The following is an 18,737-nucleotide window of genomic DNA, read 5'->3' as shown; positions in this document are numbered from 1 at the left end:
ATTCAACGAACTATTCATAAGCTGGCACGCTCCGTGTATTGGTCCTTGGTAGACGTTTCTCTTGCCTTCGTCAGCGGCATGTTCGCTGGCGGTAGAAACCATAAAAACGACCGTTCAAAAAAATAAGAAAGCACCGTGCGAGGTTCGACGTTGATGAAGAGAAAACTCCGATCAGGCATGAGCGCCAGTCTCCTGGCGCTTGCCGCGTGTGCCGCCCTGCATGCTCCGCAAAGCATGGCCGCGCGTGACGCCCAGACCATCCTCAAGGAGACCTGCCAGGGCTGTCATACCCCTGAAGCCGAGAACGCCTTGAGCCGTATCAGCCACCAACGCAAGACTCCGGAGGGCTGGCTGATGAGCATCGCGCGCATGCAGGTCATGCACGGCCTGCAGATCAGCGATGACGACCGCCGGACCCTGGTCAAATACCTGGCCGATACCCAGGGCCTGGCGCCGAGCGAGACCGATGGCGTGCGTTATGCCCTGGAACGGCGGCTCAACACCGTCGAGCAATTCGACGAGCAGACCAGCCAGATGTGCGGCCGCTGCCACTCCGGTGCGCGGGTTGCCCTGCAGCGTCGCCCGGCCCAGGAGTGGGAGCGCCTGGTGAACTTCCACCTCGGTCAATGGCCGTCGCTGGAATACCAGGCGCTGTCTCGCGACCGCGACTGGTTCGACCTGGCCCGCAAGGAGATGGTGCCGCTGTTGGCCAAGCGCTATCCACTGGATAACCCGGCCTGGAAAACCTGGCAGCAAACTGCGCCCAAGGCCCAGGCCCTGGTGGGCGACTGGAGCTTCAGCGGGCACCTGCCGGGCAAGGGGGAGCTGGCCGGGATCATGCGCGTCAGCGCCGACGGCGACGATACCTTCAAGGTCAGCGTCAAGGGTCAATACGCCGACGGCACAGCCTTCAACGGCGACGGCAGCGCGATCCTCTACAGCGGCTACGAATGGCGCGGCAACGTGACCGTCGATGGCGTAGTGATGCGCCAGGTGTTCGCCGCCAAAGGCAGCGAACTGCAAGGCCGGATGTTCGAGGCCGAGCATGATGAACGTGGGCTCGACTTCCTCGCCGCCAAACAGGGCAGCAGCCGTTTGCTGGCAGTGCAGCCGGGCTACCTGAAGGCCGGCAGCGAAGCCGAAGTGACCCTGATCGGCAGCGGCCTGCAAGGCCCGCCGGACTTCGGTAAAGGCGTCGAGGTGCTCCAAGTCATCAGCCAGAGCCCCGAGCAGATCAAGGTCCGCCTCAAGGCTGCCACCGATGCCCAGCCGGGCGTGCGTGCCGTGACCTTGGGCAGCTTGAAAGGCCCGAGCCTGTCGGTCTACCAGCAGATTGCCGAGGTCAAGGTGGTGCCTGAATTCTCGGTGGCCCGGATCGGTGATGGCGGGGGTTCGACGCCCAAGGTCCAGGGGCGTTTCGACGCCGAAGCCTGGGGCAAGGGCGCGGACGGCAAGCTCTATCGCATTGGCATAGTCCCGGCGCAGTGGAAAGTCGAAGCCTTCGACGACCGCGCCAGGGAAGACGAAGACGTCAAGTTTGCCGGCACCATGCAGGCGGACAGTGGCGTATTCACCCCGGGCGATGCCGGCCCGAATCCGGCACGCAAGATGTCCACCAACAATGCCGGCAACCTCAAGGTGATTGCCGCCGTCGACGACGCAGGAAAATCCCTGACCGGCGAAGGCCACATGATTGTCACCGTGCAACGCTGGAACAACCCACCCATTCCGTGAGGCCGCTGAACCCGCAGTTTTCAGAGACTTTTTTGGAATGAACGCAGGCCCCGCCAAAGGGGTTTGCACAGGAGGTTTGCCATGGGCGCTATCTTGAATCTGGTCGAACGCAACCTGCACGAAGTGCAGGTGGATGCCGACCGCATGCTGTTTCACATTCCCAGCAGTTCGCTGTTCGCCAGCGATGCCCTGACCGGCAGCATCATCGATGCCCTGCGCGGTCACGGCTGTTCCAGCGCCGAGTTGATCCAGCGCCTGGCCAGCCAGTTCGGTGGCGAGGAAATCCACGAAACCCTGCGCGAGCTGATGGCCCTGGAACTGGTCAGCGACGGCTCGCCGCTGACCCCGGACATCGCCGCCAAACGGGTCGAGCGCACCGCCATCAACACCGTGGTGCTCAACGTCAACACCGGCTGCAACCTGAGCTGCACCTACTGCTACAAGGAAGACCTCGACAAGCCCTCGGCCGGCAAGAAGATGGAGGTCGAGACCGCCATCGCCTCGGTGGAAATGCTCCTGCGCGAATCCCCCGATGAAGAGCGGTTTACCGTGGTGTTCTTCGGCGGCGAACCACTGAGCAACCGCAAGCTGATCGAGTACATGGTCGACTATTGTGAAAAGCGCTTTGCCGAGGCGGGCAAGTTCGTCGAATTCGTCATGACCACCAACGCCACGCTGCTCACCGAGGACACGGTGGACTACCTCAACGCCCACCGCTTTGGCTTGTCGGTGAGCATCGACGGGCCGAAGACCGTGCACGACCGCAACCGCATCACCGTGGGCGGGCAGGGCACCTATGACGTGGTGCGGCGCAAGGCCGAGATGTTGTTGTCGCGCTACAACAGTCGCCCGGTCGGAGCCCGCGTGACCCTGACCACCGGCGTCACCGACGTTGAAACCATCTGGGATCACCTGTTCAACGAACTGGGTTTTGCCGAAGTCGGCTTTGCCCCGGTGACCTCCGGCGATATCAGCACCTTCAACCTGTCCAGCGACGAATTGATCGAAGTCTTCGCCAGCATGAAGCGCCTCGGTCGGCGCTACCTGGAGGCCGCGCTGGAACACCGCAACATCGGTTTCTCCAACCTGCACCAGTTGATCACCGACATCCACGAGGGCCACAAGAAAGCCCTGCCGTGTGGCGCCGGGCTGAAGATGCTGGCGGTCGACCACAAGGGCGAACTCAACCTGTGCCACCGTTTCACCGGTTCGTCATTGCCGACGTTTGGCAACGTCCACAGCGGGGTCAAGCAGGTGGAGTTGAACGACTTCCTGTCCCAGCGCCTGGACCGCAGCAACACCGGCTGCGAGGACTGCCAGATCCGCAACCTGTGCTCCGGCGGCTGCTACCACGAAAGCTACGCCCGTTACGGCGACCCGACGCACCCGACCTATCACTACTGCGAACTGATGCGTGACTGGGTCGACTTCGGCATCGAGGTCTACACCCGGATCATGGCTCACAACCCTGCGTTCATCAGCAGTTACATCACTCCGCGCAAGGCTCACTGATATGAAACATCTCAAGCCCATCAATAACAAAGCGTTGAAGCTGGATCAGGCCGCGGATGAAAACCGCATCGAAGAAGTGGTGGCCATGAGTTCGGTCGCCGGGTGCGCCTCGACCACCGACCCGGGTTGGGAAATCGATGCCTTTGGCGGCGTGTCGTCGTTGTGCCAACCGATGGAGGCCGACCTCTATGGCTGCTCGGACCCGTGCTGGTGGCCGGCCCAAGTGCCCGACATGATGAGCACCTATCCGGACTGGAACAAGGATGCCCAGGCCTCCAACGACAACTGGCGCAACCTCGGCACTGTCTTCCCCAAAGACAAGTAATCGGACAAGAAGAAGGATTCCAGCATGCTTCGTACCAAAGCCTGCGGCCTGGCCGCTTTCGCCTTCCTGGGCAGTGTTTCGCTCAGTGTTCTGGCCGATGAAAACCTGGCGCTCAACGCCGGTCACGAATACATGGTGACCACCAATTACCCCAACAACCTGCACGTCATCGACCTGCAGACCGACACCCTGTACAAGTCCTGCAAGCTGCCCGATGCCTTTGGACCGGGGACCATCCAGCTGTCGCCGGATCGCAAGACCGCCTACGTGCTCAACAACCACTATGCGGATGTCTATGGCATCGAGCTGGACAGCTGCAAGCAGGTATTCCACGCCAGCATCACCCAGCAACCGGGGGAGAAGGCCCGCTCGATGTTTGCCTTTACCGTCAGCCACGACGGCAAGGAGCTCTACACCATCGCCAACCCGACGCGGATGCTCAACGACCGCTACGAAGTGCAGGCGCCACGCCTGGATGTCTACGCCACCGACGCCGGTGCCAGCGCCAAGCCGGTGCGCAGTTTTCCGGCGCCCCGCCAGCTGACCATCATGCAGAGTGGCGACGACGGCACCCTGTATGTGGCCGGTGCGGATGTCTACAAGGTCAATGTGCAGACCGGCAAGTTCGACGTGCTGATCCCCAGCCGACACTGGAAACGCCCCAACTACAGCGCGCCGGACGTGCTCTACGTGTGGAACCAGCAGACCTATCGCCATGACTTCTCGCTGCTCTACACCGCAGCGAAATTCAAGGACAAGAAGCAGGACCCGGCCACCGCCGAGTACCTCTACGGCCTGTTCAGCGTCGACCTGAAGACCGGCAAGACCGAGACCACCGACTTCGGCCCGCTGACCGAAATCTACTTCAGTGGCATGCGCTCGCCCAAGGACCCCAACCTGATGTTCGGCGTGCTCAATCGCCTGGCCAAGTACGACATCAAGCAGAAGAAGCTGATTCAGGCGGCGACCCTGGACCACTCCTACTACTGCATTTCCTTCAACAAGGCTGGCAGCAAGATCTACCTGGCCGGGACCTTTAACGACGTGGCGATCTTCGACCCGGAGACCATGCAGCAGATCGGCAACATCAAGCTGCCGGGCGGCGACATGGCGATCACCACGGCGCAGGTCTTTACCCGGTAAACGGGCTCATGCTCTTGACGTGAAACATCAGTGGCCCTTTAAACCCCGGCAGGCGGTTTTTAAAGGGCCGCTGGTGGCCTGGGCCCATCCAGCGGTCAGGAACGCACCGGGCAACTGAGGTCGCCTTCCTGGCAGTCGAGGTAGCCCTTGAGTGTCTCGGCGCGTTTTTGCGTCAGGTCCGCCAGGCATTGGTTGTGGATCAGCGGGTAAACGCTACCGCCTTCGACCCCGGACGCGGCAAAGGTGCACTCGGCATCACGGAACGCCAACCACGCGCGTTGCGCCGTCAGCAGGCTTTTTTTACCTTGCGGGTTGTCCTTCAGATGGCCATTGATCTGTTGGTACAGCGTGTTGAGCCGGGCGTCGGCCTGTTTGTATTGCCTGGCCGCGCACTCATTCAGCGTGCTCTGGTTGCTGGCGTTGGCGCAGTCATCGGCCTGCACGCCAGTGGCCGCCAATAGCGGCAGGAGGCTTAGAAGAAAAACTGTACGCATGGGAAAACTCGCTGGCGCTGAAAGTTGGGTGAGTGTAGATCAGAGGCTAAATCTTCAGCGTCCGGTGTCCGCCGGTGGCTGCCATTGTGCGCACTCGACCACGCCTTGATGGGCCAGCCACGGCACATCGTGGGAGGTCCAGATATGGGCCTGGGGTTTCTGGCCCGGGTCGTCATCAAGGGTCGCGACCCGCACGATCACATGGGGCTGTGCCGGGCGCTCGGCCATCAGGTGACTGCCGCAGCGCGAGCAGAAATGCCGCAGCTTGCCGGGCGAGGACTCGAAGCAGGACAGCAGTTCAAGGCCCCGGGTCCAGCGAAAATGCTCGCGCATGACCCCCGCCGTCGAGGCGAATGGCGCCGCATGGGCCTTGCGGCAGGTATGGCAGTGACAATGGCTGATCGGCATGTCGAGGCTGTCGACTGCATAGGCGATGGCCTGGCACAGGCAACTGCCGTGGAGTGTGGGCATGGGGTATTCCTTTACGGGACTGACGAGCGGTAGAAAGCCGACGTTACCACTGTTGGCCGGGGCCTGTCGGGGCTCGGAACGATGGACGTTACTGCGAGTCGGATCTGTTGAATGCAACGGCAAGATTGCTCGTTCGGTCGTCCGCGCCTAGTGTTCATCACAGGAGGTGCTCAATGCACACATCAGATCGCATCGAAAGAAAGATCCTGCTCAAGGCCCCGCGCTCGACCGTCTGGCGAGTGATCGCCAATGCCGAAGCCTTTGGCCAGTGGTTTGGCGTGGCCCTGGAGGGCAAGCGTTTCGTCGCAGGCGCGCGGACCCAGGGGCAGATTACCTACCCAGGCTATGAGCACATGGTCTGGGATGTCGAAGTCATGCGGGTCGAGCCGGAGCGGGTGTTCGCCTTCCGCTGGCATCCCTATGCAGTAGACTCAGGCGTCGACTATTCTGGCGAACCGACGACCCTGGTGCAGTTCGAACTCGAGGACATGGACGCTGGCACCTTGTTGCACGTGGTCGAGTCGGGGTTTGATAAGATCCCGGCAGAGCGTCGTCTCAAGGCCTTTCGCATGAACAGTCGCGGCTGGGACGAGCAAATGAACAATATCGAGACCTACCTCGCCACCCCTTGAACCCCCGCTGAGCCTTGAATTACCCCGCATGTTTGAACCCTACCTAAGCCAATGGCAGTTGCTCCCCGAAGGGGAGCCCATCATCACCCTGGGCAGCCGCCTGCTCCCGGTGCGTTACCAGGGGACGCCGGCGATGTTGAAAATCGCCCTCGATGAAGAAGAAAAGTTCGGCAACCTGTTGATGACCTGGTGGGCGGGAGAGGGTGCTGCCCGGGTCTACGCCCATGACGGTGCGGCGCTATTGCTGGAGCGGGCCGAAGGCCGGCGTTCGCTGCTGCACATGGCTATGCACGGGGCGGACGACCAGGCCAGCCGGATCATTTGTGACGCCGTGGCGCGCCTGCATGCACCCCGTTCGGCACCGCTGCCGCCATTGGTCGACATGCGGCAATGGTTTCGCTCCTTGGCCCCGGCGGCGCGCCGCCATGGCGGGCGGTTGCGCCAGTGCCTGGCCTGCGCAGAGTACCTGCTGGCCACGCCCCAGGAAGTCGTCGTGCTGCACGGCGATGTGCACCACAGCAACATCCTCGATTTCGGCCCGCGGGGCTGGCTGGCGATAGACCCGAAGCGGGTGACCGGCGAGCGCACCTACGACTACGCCAACCTGATCTGCAATCCGGACCTGCCGAGCGCCACCGACCCGCTACGTTTTACCCGGCAAGTGGCGTTGGTCGCGGCGCAGGCAGGGCTGGAACGGCGGCGGTTACTGCAGTGGGTCCTGGCGTTTGCCGGCCTGTCCGCCGCCTGGTTCCTGGAGGATCACGACGTGCTCGCGGCCGACAAGCAACTGCAGGTGGCAGATCTCGCATTGTTGGCCTTGGAAGTTGGACAACCCGAGGGTGGTTGACCTTCGTTCTTATGGCGAATGTCTTACACGTGTTACTGGCTATGTCGTCTATTACGCATTGGATCCGAAGCGTAATCTTCACCCATCGACTGAGCACAGGATGTACTCAGGGTCATGGATGATCGGCCATATGCAAGGAACGCAGCGACAGGATGTCGTCATGGTCTTGAAACCCGCTTCGGCGGGTTTTTTTATGGGTGCGATAAAGTGCCGGTCCATCCTTCACTCGCTCAATCTGGCTGCCGCCCGTTGGGTGATCAGCGTGCGCTGGGCGAGCGAGTCGGCGGCCAGTTCCCTGGCCCGCTGCAGTACGGCCTCGGGTGCGGTCTGCGGTTCGCCCGAGGCAAAGGGCGGGGCGGGTGCGTACTCGAGTTGCAACTGCACCAGTTGCGCGACGTCATCGCCATACAATTCAGCCGCCAGGGTCAGGGCAAAGTCGATCCCGGCGGTGATCCCGCCACCGGTCAACAGGTTTCCGTCGCGCACCACCCGCTCCTGCACCGCAATCGCCCCCTGCAGGCCAAGCAACGAGTGATAGGCCCAGTGGGTAGTCGCACGTTTGCCCTTGAGCAGGCCGGCGGCACCCAGCACCAGGGCACCGGTGCACACTGAGGTCAGGTAGCGCACCTTGGCCGCCTGGGCCTGGATGAACGCCAGCGTCTGCGCATCTTCCATCAACGGCCCGACACCGCTGCCACCGGGGATGCACAACACATCCAGGTCCGGGCAGTCGGCGAAACGGCAGGTCGGCTGCAGCACCAGGCCGGTGCTGGCCGTCACCGGCGCGAGGTCTTTCCAGATCAGGTGCACCTGCACGTCCGGCAGCGACGCCAGCACATCGTAGGGCCCCGTCAGGTCCAGTTGCTGCACTTGTGGGAACAACAGAAAACCGATCTGCAACGGCATGGCGCTCTCTCCTGGGTTGGTAAATTCGTCCCCGGCAGGGGTGGACGACTTGACTCTAGGCTTCTAGTCTTTGGCGTACACGCCAATCAGCCCTCGAATTACGCCAATGTTCACCACTCCACCGAAATCCATTCATGTGCTGGCCTTCGCCAAGGTGCAACTGCTGGACGTCACCGGGCCGCTGCAGGTCTTTGCCTCGGCCAATGATGTTGCGGCCCAGCGCGGGATGCCGACACCCTATGCGCCCCAGGTGATCAGCCCGGGTGGTGGGGCGGTGCTGTCTTCGGCTGGCCTGGCCTTGCTCGCCGAACCCTTGCCGGATACAGCCTCCGACACCCTGATCATCGCCGGTGGCTGGGGGGTGTATGCGGCGGCCCAGGACCTCGCGCTGGTGGAGTGGGTGCGCCAGCAGGCGAGGGTTTCGCGGCGGGTGGCTTCGGTCTGCACCGGGGCTTTTCTGCTGGCGGCCAGCGGCTGGCTCGATGGGCGGCGAGTGGCGACCCACTGGACCCGTTGCGAGCAACTGGCCCGGCAACACCCGCGCCTGCAGGTCGAGCCCGACCCAATCTTCATCAACGATGGCCCGGTCTGGACCTCGGCCGGGGTGACTGCCGGTATCGATCTGTCATTGGCGCTGGTGGAGGCCGACCTGGGGCGCGCGATGGCCCTGGAAGTCGCCCGGCAACTGGTGGTGTTCCTCAAGCGCCCAGGGGGCCAGGCACAGTTCAGCGTGACCCTGGACCTGCAACAGCAGGGCAATCGCTTCGACGACCTGCATGCCTGGATCGCCGACAACCTCAGCCTCGACCTCGGCATCCCGGCACTGGCGCTGCAAGCGGGCATGAGTGAACGTAGCTTTATCCGCCACTACCGCGCCGACACTGGGCAGACCCCAGCACGTGCCATTGAGAGGATCCGGGTGGAAACTGCGCGCCGGCTGTTGAGTGATTCTGCGCTGCCGATCAAACGCATCGCGGTGCAGTGTGGGTTTGGCAGTGAGGAGACGTTGCGGCGTGGTTTTCTGCGGGTCATGGGGGTTGTGCCGCAGGTGTATCGGGAGCGGTTTTCGCGGGTGTTTTGATCTTGGGGTGCGCGCCCTAAACCCTCACGGCTGCCAGTACCCGTCATCCCCACTCAATTTGCGGTCAAGAAAACACGCTGCGCTGATCAGCGCCAGGTGGGTCAGGGCCTGAGGGGTATTACCCAGGTGGCGGGCGTGGCTGTCGAACTCTTCGGCGTATAGCCCCAGTGGGTTGGCGTAGCGCAGCAGTTGTTCGAACTCCAGGTGGGCCTTGTCCAACTGGCCGGCACGGGCCAGGCATTCGACGTACCAGAACGAGCACGCGGCAAACGCGCCTTCGGTGCCGCTGAGGCCGTCGATCTGGCTGTCGTCGTTGTGGTAGCGATAGACCATGCCGTCGCGCACCAGGGATTTCTGGATCGCTTGCAGGGTCGACAGCCAGCGCGGGTCCTTGGCGCTGACAAAACGCACCAGCGGCATCAACAGCATCGAGCCATCCAGGGCCGTGCCACCGAGGTGCTGCACGAAATGCCCGCGCTCGGCGTTCCAGAAGTTGTCCCAGATGTCGGCGTAGATTGCCTGGCGGGTCTGGTCCCAGCGGGCAAACGGCGCCGGCAGCGAGCGTTTCGAGGCCAGGCGGATTGCCCGGTCCAGTGCGACCCAGCACATCAGTCGCGAATGCAGGAAGTGGTGCTGCTCGCCGCGCATTTCCCAGATGCCGACATCCTCGCTCTGCCAGGTGTCGCACACCTGATCGACCACTTCCACCGTGTGTTTCCAGCCCTCATGGGAGATCGCCTCGCCGTACTTGTTGACCAGGTACACCGCGTCCATCAGTTCGCCGAAGATATCCAGTTGCACCTGATCGTAGGCCTGGTTGCCGATGCGCACCGGCCGCGCGTTGCCGTGGCCGCTCAGGTGGCTGAGTTCGCTCTCCGGGAGTTCCTGGCGACCATCGATGCCATACAGAATATTCAGCCGGGTCGGCTGGCCCTGACAGTCACTGACCCGCCCGCGCAACCAACGCATGTAGGCATTGGCTTCCTCGACAAAACCCAGGCGCATGAAGGCGTAGACGGTGAACGAGGCGTCGCGGATCCAGGTGTAGCGGTAGTCCCAGTTGCGGATGCCGCCCGGGGTCTCCGGCAGGCCGAAGGTGGCGGCGGCGAGGATTGCGCCGTGCTTGCGTGAGGTCAGTAACTTCAATGCCAGCGCCGAGCGGTTGACCATCTCCCGCCAGCGTCCGCGGTAGGTGGATTTGCCGATCCAGTCGCGCCAGAACTTCACGGTTCGCTGCAGGCACAGGTCAGTGTTGTCGGCCTGCCAGCGCGGGTCGTCGAGGGCGCCGAGGATGAACTCGGCGCTCTGCTCCTGCTGCAACTCGAAGCGGGCGCTGGCGGCGTTGTCTACTAGCTGCAGGGGCTGGCTGGCGCGCAGGCGCAGACTTGGCTGTTGCGGGGCTTCGAAGCAGATGTCCGGCCCGTCCTCCCGTGCCGTGGTGGCGGCGCGCGCGTAGTCGTGGCGCACCGCGCAATGCAGGTCGAAGGTGGCGCTGCCGCTGACCATGCGCACCCGGCGAATCAGCAACGGCAGGTCATCTTCACTGTCGCCGATGACCAGCAGGTCGGTGATTTCCACCACCGCCCGGGCGCTCAGCCAGCGGGTTTGCAGCACGTTGGTGTCAGGCAGGTAGATCTGTTCGCGGCGCGCGTCCGGCAGGTCGGGGGCCAACTGAAAAATCCCCGCCTTGGGGGTGTCCAGCAACGAACAGAAGATCGACGGGCTGTCGAACTCCGGCCAGCAGAAGAAATCCACGCAGCCCTTGTCGTTGACCAGCGCGGCACTGCGCAGGTCGCCAATGATGCCGTGGGCGTCGATCGCGCTTTGGCGTTCGTCACGATGATCAGCCATGTCCAGTCAGCCTCGCACAAAGAGCGTAATCAGCAGACTGACGCAAAGGCGGGGGAGTTCAGGTTCAGGTCGGTTTATTTGCGTTGGGGTCGCCGCTGCGCTCGTCGTTCATCCCTGATAGCGCCCGCTGCGTTGGTGCCACTCGCGACTGCCGGCGACCCAGGCTTTGACCCCGCCGAGAAATCGCTCGAGTTCCCAACTGGCCCCTGGCAACACCCGCTGTTCGGCCGCCTCGTAGGCATACACGACGTCGTCATGGATCTTCGCCGCCAGGCCCATGGCGTCGGCTAGCGAGCAGTGCTGCTGGGCGGCCAACAGCCGCGGCAGGTTGAAGTCCTCCTGCTCGGTGAGGCTTTCCTTGTGGGCGGAATAGAGGTCGTTGGCCAGGATGGTGGCACTGGCCGCGAGTGTGGTGACCCGGCGCACCAAGGGCGCGGAGTAGAGATTGGCCGGCAGTTCATAACCGCCGATGACGTCGATCAGCGACATGCACGGCAGGAAGCTGTTGACCTGGCGGTGGGCCAAGTACTCCCAGACTCGGGGTGGTTGTTTGGTCATGCGCCAGGAGGCTTCCGCCCCCATGGTCACGAACATGGCGATGATCTCGTGTCGGACCCTCGCCACTTGCGCCGGCGTGGCGAACCCCGCTACACGCGCCATGTAGGCACGTAACCCCTTGAGCACGGGGTCGGCATTCAGGGCCTGGTGCAGATCGGGCGCAAACTCATAGCTCAGGTGCGCAGGCTCCAGGGCAGCCAATGCCAGGGACAGGCGTGCGCCCACCAACTCCGGCACCGATCCACACTGCTCGTCATCGCAGTAGTAGTCATCCACCGCGAACAGCGCGGCGATGCACTGCGCTGAAAGTAAGAGGCGCTCGGGTGCGTCGGTGTCCGGATGGCACAGCATGGCGAAGCGACCGAACTGCGCGCCACGCAATTTCGGCATCTGCCCGGCGAAAATGCCGACTTGCTCGACCCAGGGGATCAGCAATGTGTCGACCTGCTGCCCGAGCGGCTCGTTTATCCGTACCGGTTCGGGGCAGTGCAGGGGCGGTATCACCCAGGGAAGATCAAGGGAATGGCTCATGGCGTTCTACCTCACCGGCAGCTTTCGCTGTTCACTGCTCAGCACTGGCGCTGGGCGAGTTCCTTCCAGCGTCGCAATCCGCCGGGGCCAACCTGCTGAAAGATCCGCACGAACCAGACGCTGAACATTTCTGGGCTGGCTGCGATGAGGCGATCCAGGTCGGCGAGTTTCTGCCAGCGCCAGGCGTGGGCTTCCTCGGGGTTGGCAAGGGGCGCGCAGCGGCTGATACCGGCGAATACATGGTCGTACTCGTGTTCGATCAGCTGATTCGACACCGGCTCGTGGTAGAGCAGGGTGGTGACCGGCGTGAGCCGGCAGCGCAGGCCCATTTCCTCGTGCAGCCGGCGCCTGGCCGCCGCACGTGTGCGCTCCCCGGGCCGCGGGTGTCCGCAGCAGGTATTGGTCCACAACCCCTGGGAGTGGTACTTGCCCAAGGCTCGTTGCTGCAACAGCAAGCGGCCGTTGCTATCGAAAATGAACACCGAGAAGGCCCGGTGCAGCAGGCCTTGCTGGTGGGCGTAGAGTTTGCCTGCCGAGCCGATCTCGCGGTCTTGCAGATCAACCAGAATCAGCGATTCTTCCATTGCCTGGCTCCACGTGACCGGTTTCGCTCGTACTGTGGCGCAAAGTTTCGATCCTGCCTACTGTCAGAACTGTCAGGTCCGCGGTGCTAACAGCAAGCCGCGCAACATCAGCTCCAGAGCTGCCAACGCTTCGTCCAGGCGTTCGGCGGGAGCTTGATCGCGGGCGATCCACAGGGCGGCGTGGACCAGGCTGCCGTTGATCAGGCGTGCCAGAGCCTGGGGTGGGGCGGCAGCGATGGTCTGCCGGTCCATCAACTGTTCGAGCAGGCGGGTGAGGGTGGCGATGCAGTCCATTTGCAAGGACAGTGTCAGGTCCCCCAGCACTGCCGGGGCATCGAGCAGCATGATGCGCTGGATCTCGGTTTCCTGGGCCATCTGCAGGTACGCGGTGCAGCGCTGGCAGAAGCCGCTCCAGGGGTCGCTGGCAACGGCTGAGATGGCGTCGAGCCGGGCGTCCATTTCGCCGTCGATCTGCGCGACCACCGCCGCCAGCAGGCCTTTCTTGTCGCCAAAATGGTGATACAACGCGCCACGCGTCAGGCCAACATCGGCGGTCAAGTCGTCCATTGAGGTGGCGCCATAGCCCAGGGTGGCGAAGGCGTGGCGGGCGCTGCTGATCAATTTGGCGCGGGTCTGCTCGATCATTTCGGCGCGTGGTCGCTGGCCCATGGTGTCCCTCACGGTTTTTTCGGTTTGACATACGGCGCGTATGTTTGCATGATTTTGTACATACACGGCGTATGTATTTTTACCACGTCGACGCTTTATGGCAAGTTGCATGCCCCAAAAGAGGATGGAACCCGATGGCAAACCCCTATTCGGCCTTGTTCAAGGCACCCGGCAGCCGGGCCTTTGTGCTGGCCGGGATGATTGCGCGCATGCCGATTTCCATGACCGGGATCGGCCTGATCACCATGTTGTCGCAGCTGCACGGCGGTTATGCATTGGCCGGTGCCGTGGCCGCGACCTTTGCCTTGGCCACGGCGGTGTGTGCTCCCCAGGTGTCGCGCCTGGTCGACCGTTACGGTCAGGGCCGGGTGTTGCCCATCGCCGCGTTGCTTGGCGGTGGTGCGCTGTTGCTGCTGTTGCTCTGTACCCGCTTGCAGGCGCCGCACTGGACATTGTTTGTATTCGCCGCGTTGGCCGGTTGCATGCCGAGCATGTCGGCGATGGTGCGGGCGCGCTGGACCGAGATCTACCGTGGCCAGCCTCAATTGCAGACCGCCTACGCCCTGGAGTCGGTGCTGGACGAGGTCTGTTTTATCGTCGGCCCGCCGCTCTCGGTGGGGCTGTGCGTGGTGGCCTTTCCCGAGGCCGGGCCGCTGGCGGCACTGCTGGCGTTGGCCATCGGGGTCAGTGCGTTTGTCCTGCAGCGCAGCACCGAGCCTGGCGTGCATCCCCATGACCAGGCGCAACCCGGCTCGGCCATTGCCTCGGTGCACGTGCGTTGGTTGATCCTGCTGATGGTCGCCCTGGGCACCATCGTCGGCGTGGTTGACGTGGTCAGCGTGGCCTTCGCCCAACAGCAAGGGCAGCCGGCGGCGGCGAGCATCGTGCTCTCGGTGTATGCCATCGGCTCCTGCCTCGCGGGCCTGGCATTTGGTGCGCTGAAAACCGAGGTGCCGCTGCCGCGCCTGTTCCTCTATGGCGGGGTGGCGACGGCGCTGACCACGCTGCCGTTGCTGCTGGCGAGCAACATTGTCGGGCTGGCACTGACGGTATTCATCGCCGGGCTGTTTTTTGCCCCGACCCTGATTGTCGCCATGGCCCTGGTCGAACGCATCGTGCCGCCGGCCAAGCTCACCGAGGGCCTGACCTGGCTGGTGACCGGCCTGAGCATCGGCGTGGCCATCGGCGCCGCCGGTTCCGGCTGGCTGGTGGACGCCTTTGGCGCACGCAGTGGATTCTGGCTGGCGATTGTCGCGGGGGCGGTGGTGCTGGGGGCGGCAGTCCAGAGCTATCGTCGCTTGCCTGCTTGATCAGGACTGCTTGGCCTGCATGGCTCCCATAACAAAAACGCCGCTGGCCCATTCCTGGGGCAGCGGCGTTTGTGGTTGCCGGTTTAGAAGTTGTAGGTCATGTCCGCCGTGACGGTGCGACCTTCGCCGTAGTAACAGTCCAGCGTGCTGTTGCAGCTGGCGACGTATTTCTTGTCTTCGATGTTTTCCAGGTTCAGTTTGACCTTCACGCCTTTGACCCGCAGGGGGGATTTTTCCAGGTCGTAGGAGAGCATGCCGTCGTACACGGTGTAGGACGGAATCTGGAACGAATCTTCCTCGTAGTCCGAGCCGTAGCTGCTGCGCACGTAACGCACGCCCAGGCCAGCGCCGAGACCGGCGAGGGCGCTGTGGTCGAAGCTGTAGTCAACCCATGCCGAAGCGGTCAGCGGCGGGTTCATGGCTATGGTACGACCCTCGCGACCATCGTTGGTGCTCTGCCACTTGATCTGGTTGCGCGACACCGAACCCAACACGCGCAGGTTCTGGGTGACGTTGACCTTGCCTTCCAGCTCCACGCCGCGCGAGCGCACCTCGCCGCTCTGGATACTGAAGCCTGGGTTGTCGAGGTCGTTGGTCAGCATATTCTCCTGGTCGATCTGGTACACCGACAACTGGATGAAACCGTCGATCGCAGTCGGCTCGTACTTGACGCCCACTTCATACTGCTTGCCTTCGGTTGGCTTGAAGGCTTTTTCATTCATGTCCACGCCGGTTTGCGGCAGGAACGATTCGGCGTAGCTGACGTAGGGCGTCAGGCCGTTCTCGAACAGGTAGCCAAAGCCGGCCCGGCCGGTGAACTTCTCATCCGTGGACTTGGTGTCAGCCATGGTGCTGCCTGGCTGGGTGTTTTCGGTGGTGGCGTAGTCATAACGCCCACCGAGGGTCAGGAACCACTTGTCCCACCGCATCTGGTCCTGCACGTACAGGCCGGTCTGCTTGACGGTGTTGTCCCAGCGGTACGGCTGGCTGAAGGTGAACTCACTGCCATAGACCGGGTTGAACAGGTCGATGGCCGGGCCGTTGCGGTCGTACAGGCCGAGGAACTTGGTGTTGAAGTGGTAGTAGTCCACGCCCAGCAGTACGGTGTGGTCGAGCTCACTGGTCTTGAACTTGGCCTGGGCGGTGCTATCGATGCCGTAGACCTTGTTGGTCTGCGACCAGTCCACGCCGAAGCGTTTCTGGTAGCGGTTGTCGTCAACGCCGGTGGCCGGGTTGGGAATGTAGGAGTAGCCGTGCAGCGGCGCGACGTACTGGTCATCCACGTAGGCGTAGCTGGTGCGTTGCTTGAGGGTCCAGATGTCGTTGAGTTCGTAGGCCGCGTCATAGCCGACCACAAATTGCTCGCGGTCGTATTTGTTCAGGCCTGGCTCACCGAGGAACAGGTCGCGGCTGATCTTGCCATTGGGGCTCTTGAACACCGTGCCTTCTGCCGGCAGGCCCTGGGCTTCCGGGGTGTCGCGGTCTTTCTGGTACTGGGCGAACAGGGTCACGCTGGTGCGCTCGTTCGGCAGCCAGGTCAGGCTCGGCGCCAACAGCATGCGGTTGGTGTCGGCGTAGTCGATGTTCGAGTTAGCGTCACTGGCCAGGCCGGTCAGGCGATAGAGCAACTCGCCCTGGTCGTCGATCGGGCCGGCGAAGTCGAAGGCGCCGTACTTGCGGTCGTAACTGCCGGTGCCCAGGACCACTTCATGCAGCGGCGTGGTGGTCGGGCGCTTGCCCACCAGGTTGACGATCCCGCCTGGCTGGTTTTGTCCGTAGAGCACCGAGGCCGGCCCCTTGAGCACTTCGATGCGCTCCAGGGTGTAGGGGTCGATCTGCAGCGAGCCGCCGGTACTGCCGCCGCCGTAGGGCAGGTGCAGGCCGTCGAGGTACACCGGGGTCGGGGTGAAACCGCGGGAGGTCGGCTCGTCGAAAATCCCCACGCGGTCGGAGAAACCGCCGCCGGTCATGCCCGCGGTGTAGCGCAGGGCTTCGGTGACCGTCTGCGCGCCACGGGATTTGACTTCGTCGGCGGTGACCACGTTGACGGTCTGCGGGATTTCATTCAGCGGTGTATCGGTTTTGGTCCCGGTGCCGCTGCGCTTGGCCACAATCCCGGCAACCGGGCCCCATGCCGATTCCTGGGTCGCAGAAATGTTGGTCGGGTCCAGGTCCAGCGAGTTCGCGCTGCTGCGGGTGCGCAGGGTCAAGGTATTGCCCTGGACGCTGTAGTTGATGCCGGTGCCTTGCAGCAACTGGGCGATTGCCGCGTTGGAATCCAGGCTGCCCTTGATCGCGGTGCTGCGCAGGCCGGCGACATCGTCCGGGCTGTACAGCACTTGCAGGTTGGTCTGGCGACCGAATTCCTGCAGCGCGCTACCCAGTGGCTGGGCCTGGATGTTGACCTCGACCACCTGCGCCTGGGCCTGGCCGATCAGCGGCGCCGTCAGTGCCAGGGCGCACAGGGTCGGCAGCCGTGGACGAAAGGAATGGCGGATCAGCAGGGCCTTGGCCAGTGGGTGGAGTCCGTGTGGTGCGGGCATTATTCTTTTACTCTTCAATGCGTTGACTGAGAATTATTTGTACCTTCTGTTAGTAAGACGCGAGCCCTTGGAAAAACCGGAAAGGCTTGATGAGGTTTTTTACGAAATTTTCACAATCAGGTCCGTGGTGCAGACGCGCAGCCCTGCCGTGTCATCACCAATTGCCCCCCAGCGCCTTGTACAAGCCAATGCTGGCCTGCAACCGCGCCAGGCGCAGTTGCACGTTCAAGTCCTGGGCGGCGAACAGGGTGCGTTGGGTTTCCAGCACGCTGAGCAAATCCTCGGCACCGGCCTGGTAGCGGCTCTGGGCGATGTCGAAGGCGGTCTGGGCCTGGGTCAGTTCCTCGCCTTGCCATTGGCGTTGCTCATCGAGGCCGCGGATGTTGGTGAGGGCTTTTTCGACGTCGGCAAAGCCATTGATGATCGCCCCGCGATAACTTTCCAGCAGCTCTTGCTGGCGCGCGGTGGCGCGGTCGCGTTCGGCGCTCAGGCGGCCATTGTTGAAGATCGGCGCCACCAGCCCGGCCGTGAGGTTGTAGAACGGACTGCGCAACAGGTCGCCGAAGGTGTCGGCACCCGAGCCGATATTGGCGCTCAGGGTGACGCTGGGCAGCAGCGCCGCACGGGCCACGGTGACGTCGGCCTGGGCGGCGGCCAGTTGCGCTTCGGCGCGGGCGATGTCGGGGCGGCGGCTGAGTAGGTCGCTGGGTACCCCGCTGGCGATACTCGGCCAGCTCATTTGGGCGAAGTTCAGGTGGCTGCGCGGCAGCGCTTGCACCGGGCGACCGAGCAGGGCCGCGAGGGTGATCCGGGCTTCTGCGGCCTGCTGTTGCACCAGCGGTAATTGCCGCTGTTGGGCCGCGACCAGGCTCTTTTGCTGGGCCAGCTCCAAGGCTGTGGCCGACCCCGAATCGTAGCGGGTCTGCACCAGTTTCAACACGCTTTGCGCGTTGCCCAGGTTCAACTCGGCGATGCGGCTTTGCTCGGCCAGCGACAGGCTTTGGCTGTAACTGTTGGCCACGCTGCTGAGCAGAGTCAGCTCGACGGTTGCCTGATCGAACTCGCTGGCGCGCACCCCTTGCAGCGCGCTGTCACGGGCGGCGTGCCGGGCGCCCCAGAAGTCGATCTCGTAGCTGGCGCTGAGGCTGGCGTCAAAGTAGTCCACCGCCTGGTTGCTGCTGTCGGCGTCCAACTGGCTGTAGCCATTGCCGCGCAGCAGCTTCTGGCGGTTGGCATTCAATCCAGCCTTGACCTCCGGCAGCAACGGGCCACCGGCGATCACCGCCGTCGCCTGGGCCTGACGCACCCGTGCCACGGCGGCTGCCAGGTCATGGCTGCCGAGCTGCGCTTCGGCGATCAGGCTCTCGAGCTCCGGGCTGCCGAACGTGGCCCACCATTGCTGGCGGCTTTTCTCGGGCTTGGTGCTGACGGGTGATTGCCAGGCGGGCGGCGCGCTGATGCCGCTGTCCGGGCGCTCGGCGGGGGTCCCGCAGGCACTGAGCAGCAGGCAGGCGCAGAGCAGACTCAAAGGCGGCTTCATAGGTCG

General features: G+C 63.4%; 17 protein-coding genes. 8 read left to right on the top strand and 9 right to left on the bottom strand.

The features are described 5' to 3' along the window. Positions 1-153 precede the first annotated feature (153 nt). The 4 genes from peaA to peaD all read left to right on the top strand — a co-directional run bounded on the left by peaA (position 154) and on the right by peaD (position 4,714). The gene (gene peaA / locus CKW24_RS04550) at positions 154-1,734 is read left to right on the top strand and encodes a quinohemoprotein amine dehydrogenase subunit alpha (RefSeq protein ID WP_095165623.1); all 1,581 of its coding nucleotides are present in this window, start codon (positions 154-156) and stop codon (positions 1,732-1,734) included. Positions 1,735-1,815: 81 nt separating this feature from the next. After that, the gene (peaB, locus tag CKW24_RS04545; RefSeq protein WP_095165622.1) at positions 1,816-3,246 is read left to right on the top strand and encodes a quinohemoprotein amine dehydrogenase maturation protein; all 1,431 of its coding nucleotides are present in this window, start codon (positions 1,816-1,818) and stop codon (positions 3,244-3,246) included. 1 nt (position 3,247) lies between these two features. Then, positions 3,248-3,571, top strand: coding sequence for a quinohemoprotein amine dehydrogenase subunit gamma (gene qhpC / locus CKW24_RS04540; RefSeq protein ID WP_095165620.1), 324 nt, complete (start codon positions 3,248-3,250; stop codon positions 3,569-3,571). Between the two features lie 24 nt (positions 3,572-3,595). Then, a complete protein-coding gene (peaD, locus tag CKW24_RS04535) occupies positions 3,596-4,714 on the top strand; it encodes a quinohemoprotein amine dehydrogenase subunit beta (protein WP_095165619.1) in 1,119 nt (372 codons plus the stop codon). Between the two features lie 95 nt (positions 4,715-4,809). Here the strand turns inward: peaD and CKW24_RS04530 are convergent, their stop codons facing one another. Further along, the gene (locus CKW24_RS04530; RefSeq protein ID WP_095165617.1) at positions 4,810-5,208 is read right to left on the bottom strand and encodes a lysozyme inhibitor LprI family protein; all 399 of its coding nucleotides are present in this window, start codon (positions 5,206-5,208) and stop codon (positions 4,810-4,812) included. A 54-nt stretch (positions 5,209-5,262) separates the two neighbouring features. Continuing rightward, on the bottom strand, positions 5,263-5,679 hold the full coding sequence (locus CKW24_RS04525) for a GFA family protein (protein WP_095165616.1): 417 nt from the start codon (positions 5,677-5,679) through the stop codon (positions 5,263-5,265). Positions 5,680-5,852: 173 nt separating this feature from the next. Here CKW24_RS04525 and CKW24_RS04520 point away from each other — a divergent pair, with 173 nt between their 5' ends. Both CKW24_RS04520 and CKW24_RS04515 read left to right on the top strand, forming a co-directional pair. Further along, positions 5,853-6,311 (top strand): SRPBCC family protein, encoded by a 459-nt coding sequence (locus CKW24_RS04520; RefSeq protein WP_095165614.1) that lies wholly within the window; start codon positions 5,853-5,855, stop codon positions 6,309-6,311. Between the two features lie 28 nt (positions 6,312-6,339). Then, positions 6,340-7,158, top strand: coding sequence for an aminoglycoside phosphotransferase family protein (locus CKW24_RS04515; RefSeq protein WP_095165613.1), 819 nt, complete (start codon positions 6,340-6,342; stop codon positions 7,156-7,158). A 222-nt stretch (positions 7,159-7,380) separates the two neighbouring features. On the opposite strand, the gene inhA is transcribed toward CKW24_RS04515, so the two are convergent. After that, the gene (gene inhA, locus CKW24_RS04510) at positions 7,381-8,064 is read right to left on the bottom strand and encodes an isonitrile hydratase (protein ID WP_095165611.1); all 684 of its coding nucleotides are present in this window, start codon (positions 8,062-8,064) and stop codon (positions 7,381-7,383) included. A gap of 106 nt (positions 8,065-8,170) precedes the next feature. Between inhA and CKW24_RS04505 the strand changes: the two genes are divergently transcribed. After that, a complete protein-coding gene (locus tag CKW24_RS04505; RefSeq protein WP_095165610.1) occupies positions 8,171-9,145 on the top strand; it encodes a GlxA family transcriptional regulator in 975 nt (324 codons plus the stop codon). A 24-nt stretch (positions 9,146-9,169) separates the two neighbouring features. On the opposite strand, the gene CKW24_RS04500 is transcribed toward CKW24_RS04505, so the two are convergent. The 4 genes from CKW24_RS04500 to CKW24_RS04485 all read right to left on the bottom strand — a co-directional run bounded on the left by CKW24_RS04500 (position 9,170) and on the right by CKW24_RS04485 (position 13,338). Next, positions 9,170-10,996 (bottom strand): glycoside hydrolase family 15 protein, encoded by a 1,827-nt coding sequence (locus CKW24_RS04500; RefSeq protein ID WP_095165608.1) that lies wholly within the window; start codon positions 10,994-10,996, stop codon positions 9,170-9,172. A gap of 108 nt (positions 10,997-11,104) precedes the next feature. Then, the gene (locus CKW24_RS04495) at positions 11,105-12,085 is read right to left on the bottom strand and encodes a family 2 encapsulin nanocompartment cargo protein terpene cyclase (RefSeq protein WP_143501122.1); all 981 of its coding nucleotides are present in this window, start codon (positions 12,083-12,085) and stop codon (positions 11,105-11,107) included. Positions 12,086-12,123: 38 nt separating this feature from the next. Continuing rightward, positions 12,124-12,669 (bottom strand): isopentenyl-diphosphate Delta-isomerase, encoded by a 546-nt coding sequence (gene idi / locus CKW24_RS04490; RefSeq protein WP_095165605.1) that lies wholly within the window; start codon positions 12,667-12,669, stop codon positions 12,124-12,126. Between the two features lie 72 nt (positions 12,670-12,741). Then, positions 12,742-13,338 carry a TetR/AcrR family transcriptional regulator gene (locus CKW24_RS04485; RefSeq protein WP_095165603.1) on the bottom strand — a complete coding sequence of 199 codons (597 nt, stop codon included), beginning with the start codon at positions 13,336-13,338 and terminating at the stop codon, positions 12,742-12,744. 134 nt (positions 13,339-13,472) lie between these two features. On the opposite strand from CKW24_RS04485, the gene CKW24_RS04480 reads away from it, so the two are divergent. Further along, a complete protein-coding gene (locus CKW24_RS04480; RefSeq protein ID WP_095165602.1) occupies positions 13,473-14,648 on the top strand; it encodes an MFS transporter in 1,176 nt (391 codons plus the stop codon). Between the two features lie 83 nt (positions 14,649-14,731). On the opposite strand, the gene CKW24_RS04475 is transcribed toward CKW24_RS04480, so the two are convergent. Both CKW24_RS04475 and CKW24_RS04470 read right to left on the bottom strand, forming a co-directional pair. After that, positions 14,732-17,191, bottom strand: a complete 2,460-nt coding sequence (locus CKW24_RS04475; protein WP_095165600.1) for a TonB-dependent siderophore receptor — start codon at positions 17,189-17,191, stop codon at positions 14,732-14,734. 154 nt (positions 17,192-17,345) lie between these two features. After that, the gene (locus CKW24_RS04470; protein WP_095165598.1) at positions 17,346-18,731 is read right to left on the bottom strand and encodes an efflux transporter outer membrane subunit; all 1,386 of its coding nucleotides are present in this window, start codon (positions 18,729-18,731) and stop codon (positions 17,346-17,348) included. Positions 18,732-18,737: the final 6 nt, after the last annotated feature.

The sequence above is a fragment of the Pseudomonas sp. Irchel 3H3 genome (assembly GCF_900187635.1).
Lineage (GTDB): Bacteria > Pseudomonadota > Gammaproteobacteria > Pseudomonadales > Pseudomonadaceae > Aquipseudomonas.
Note: the sequence above shows the minus strand (reverse complement) of the source record. Positions and strands in the feature narration are given on the sequence as shown.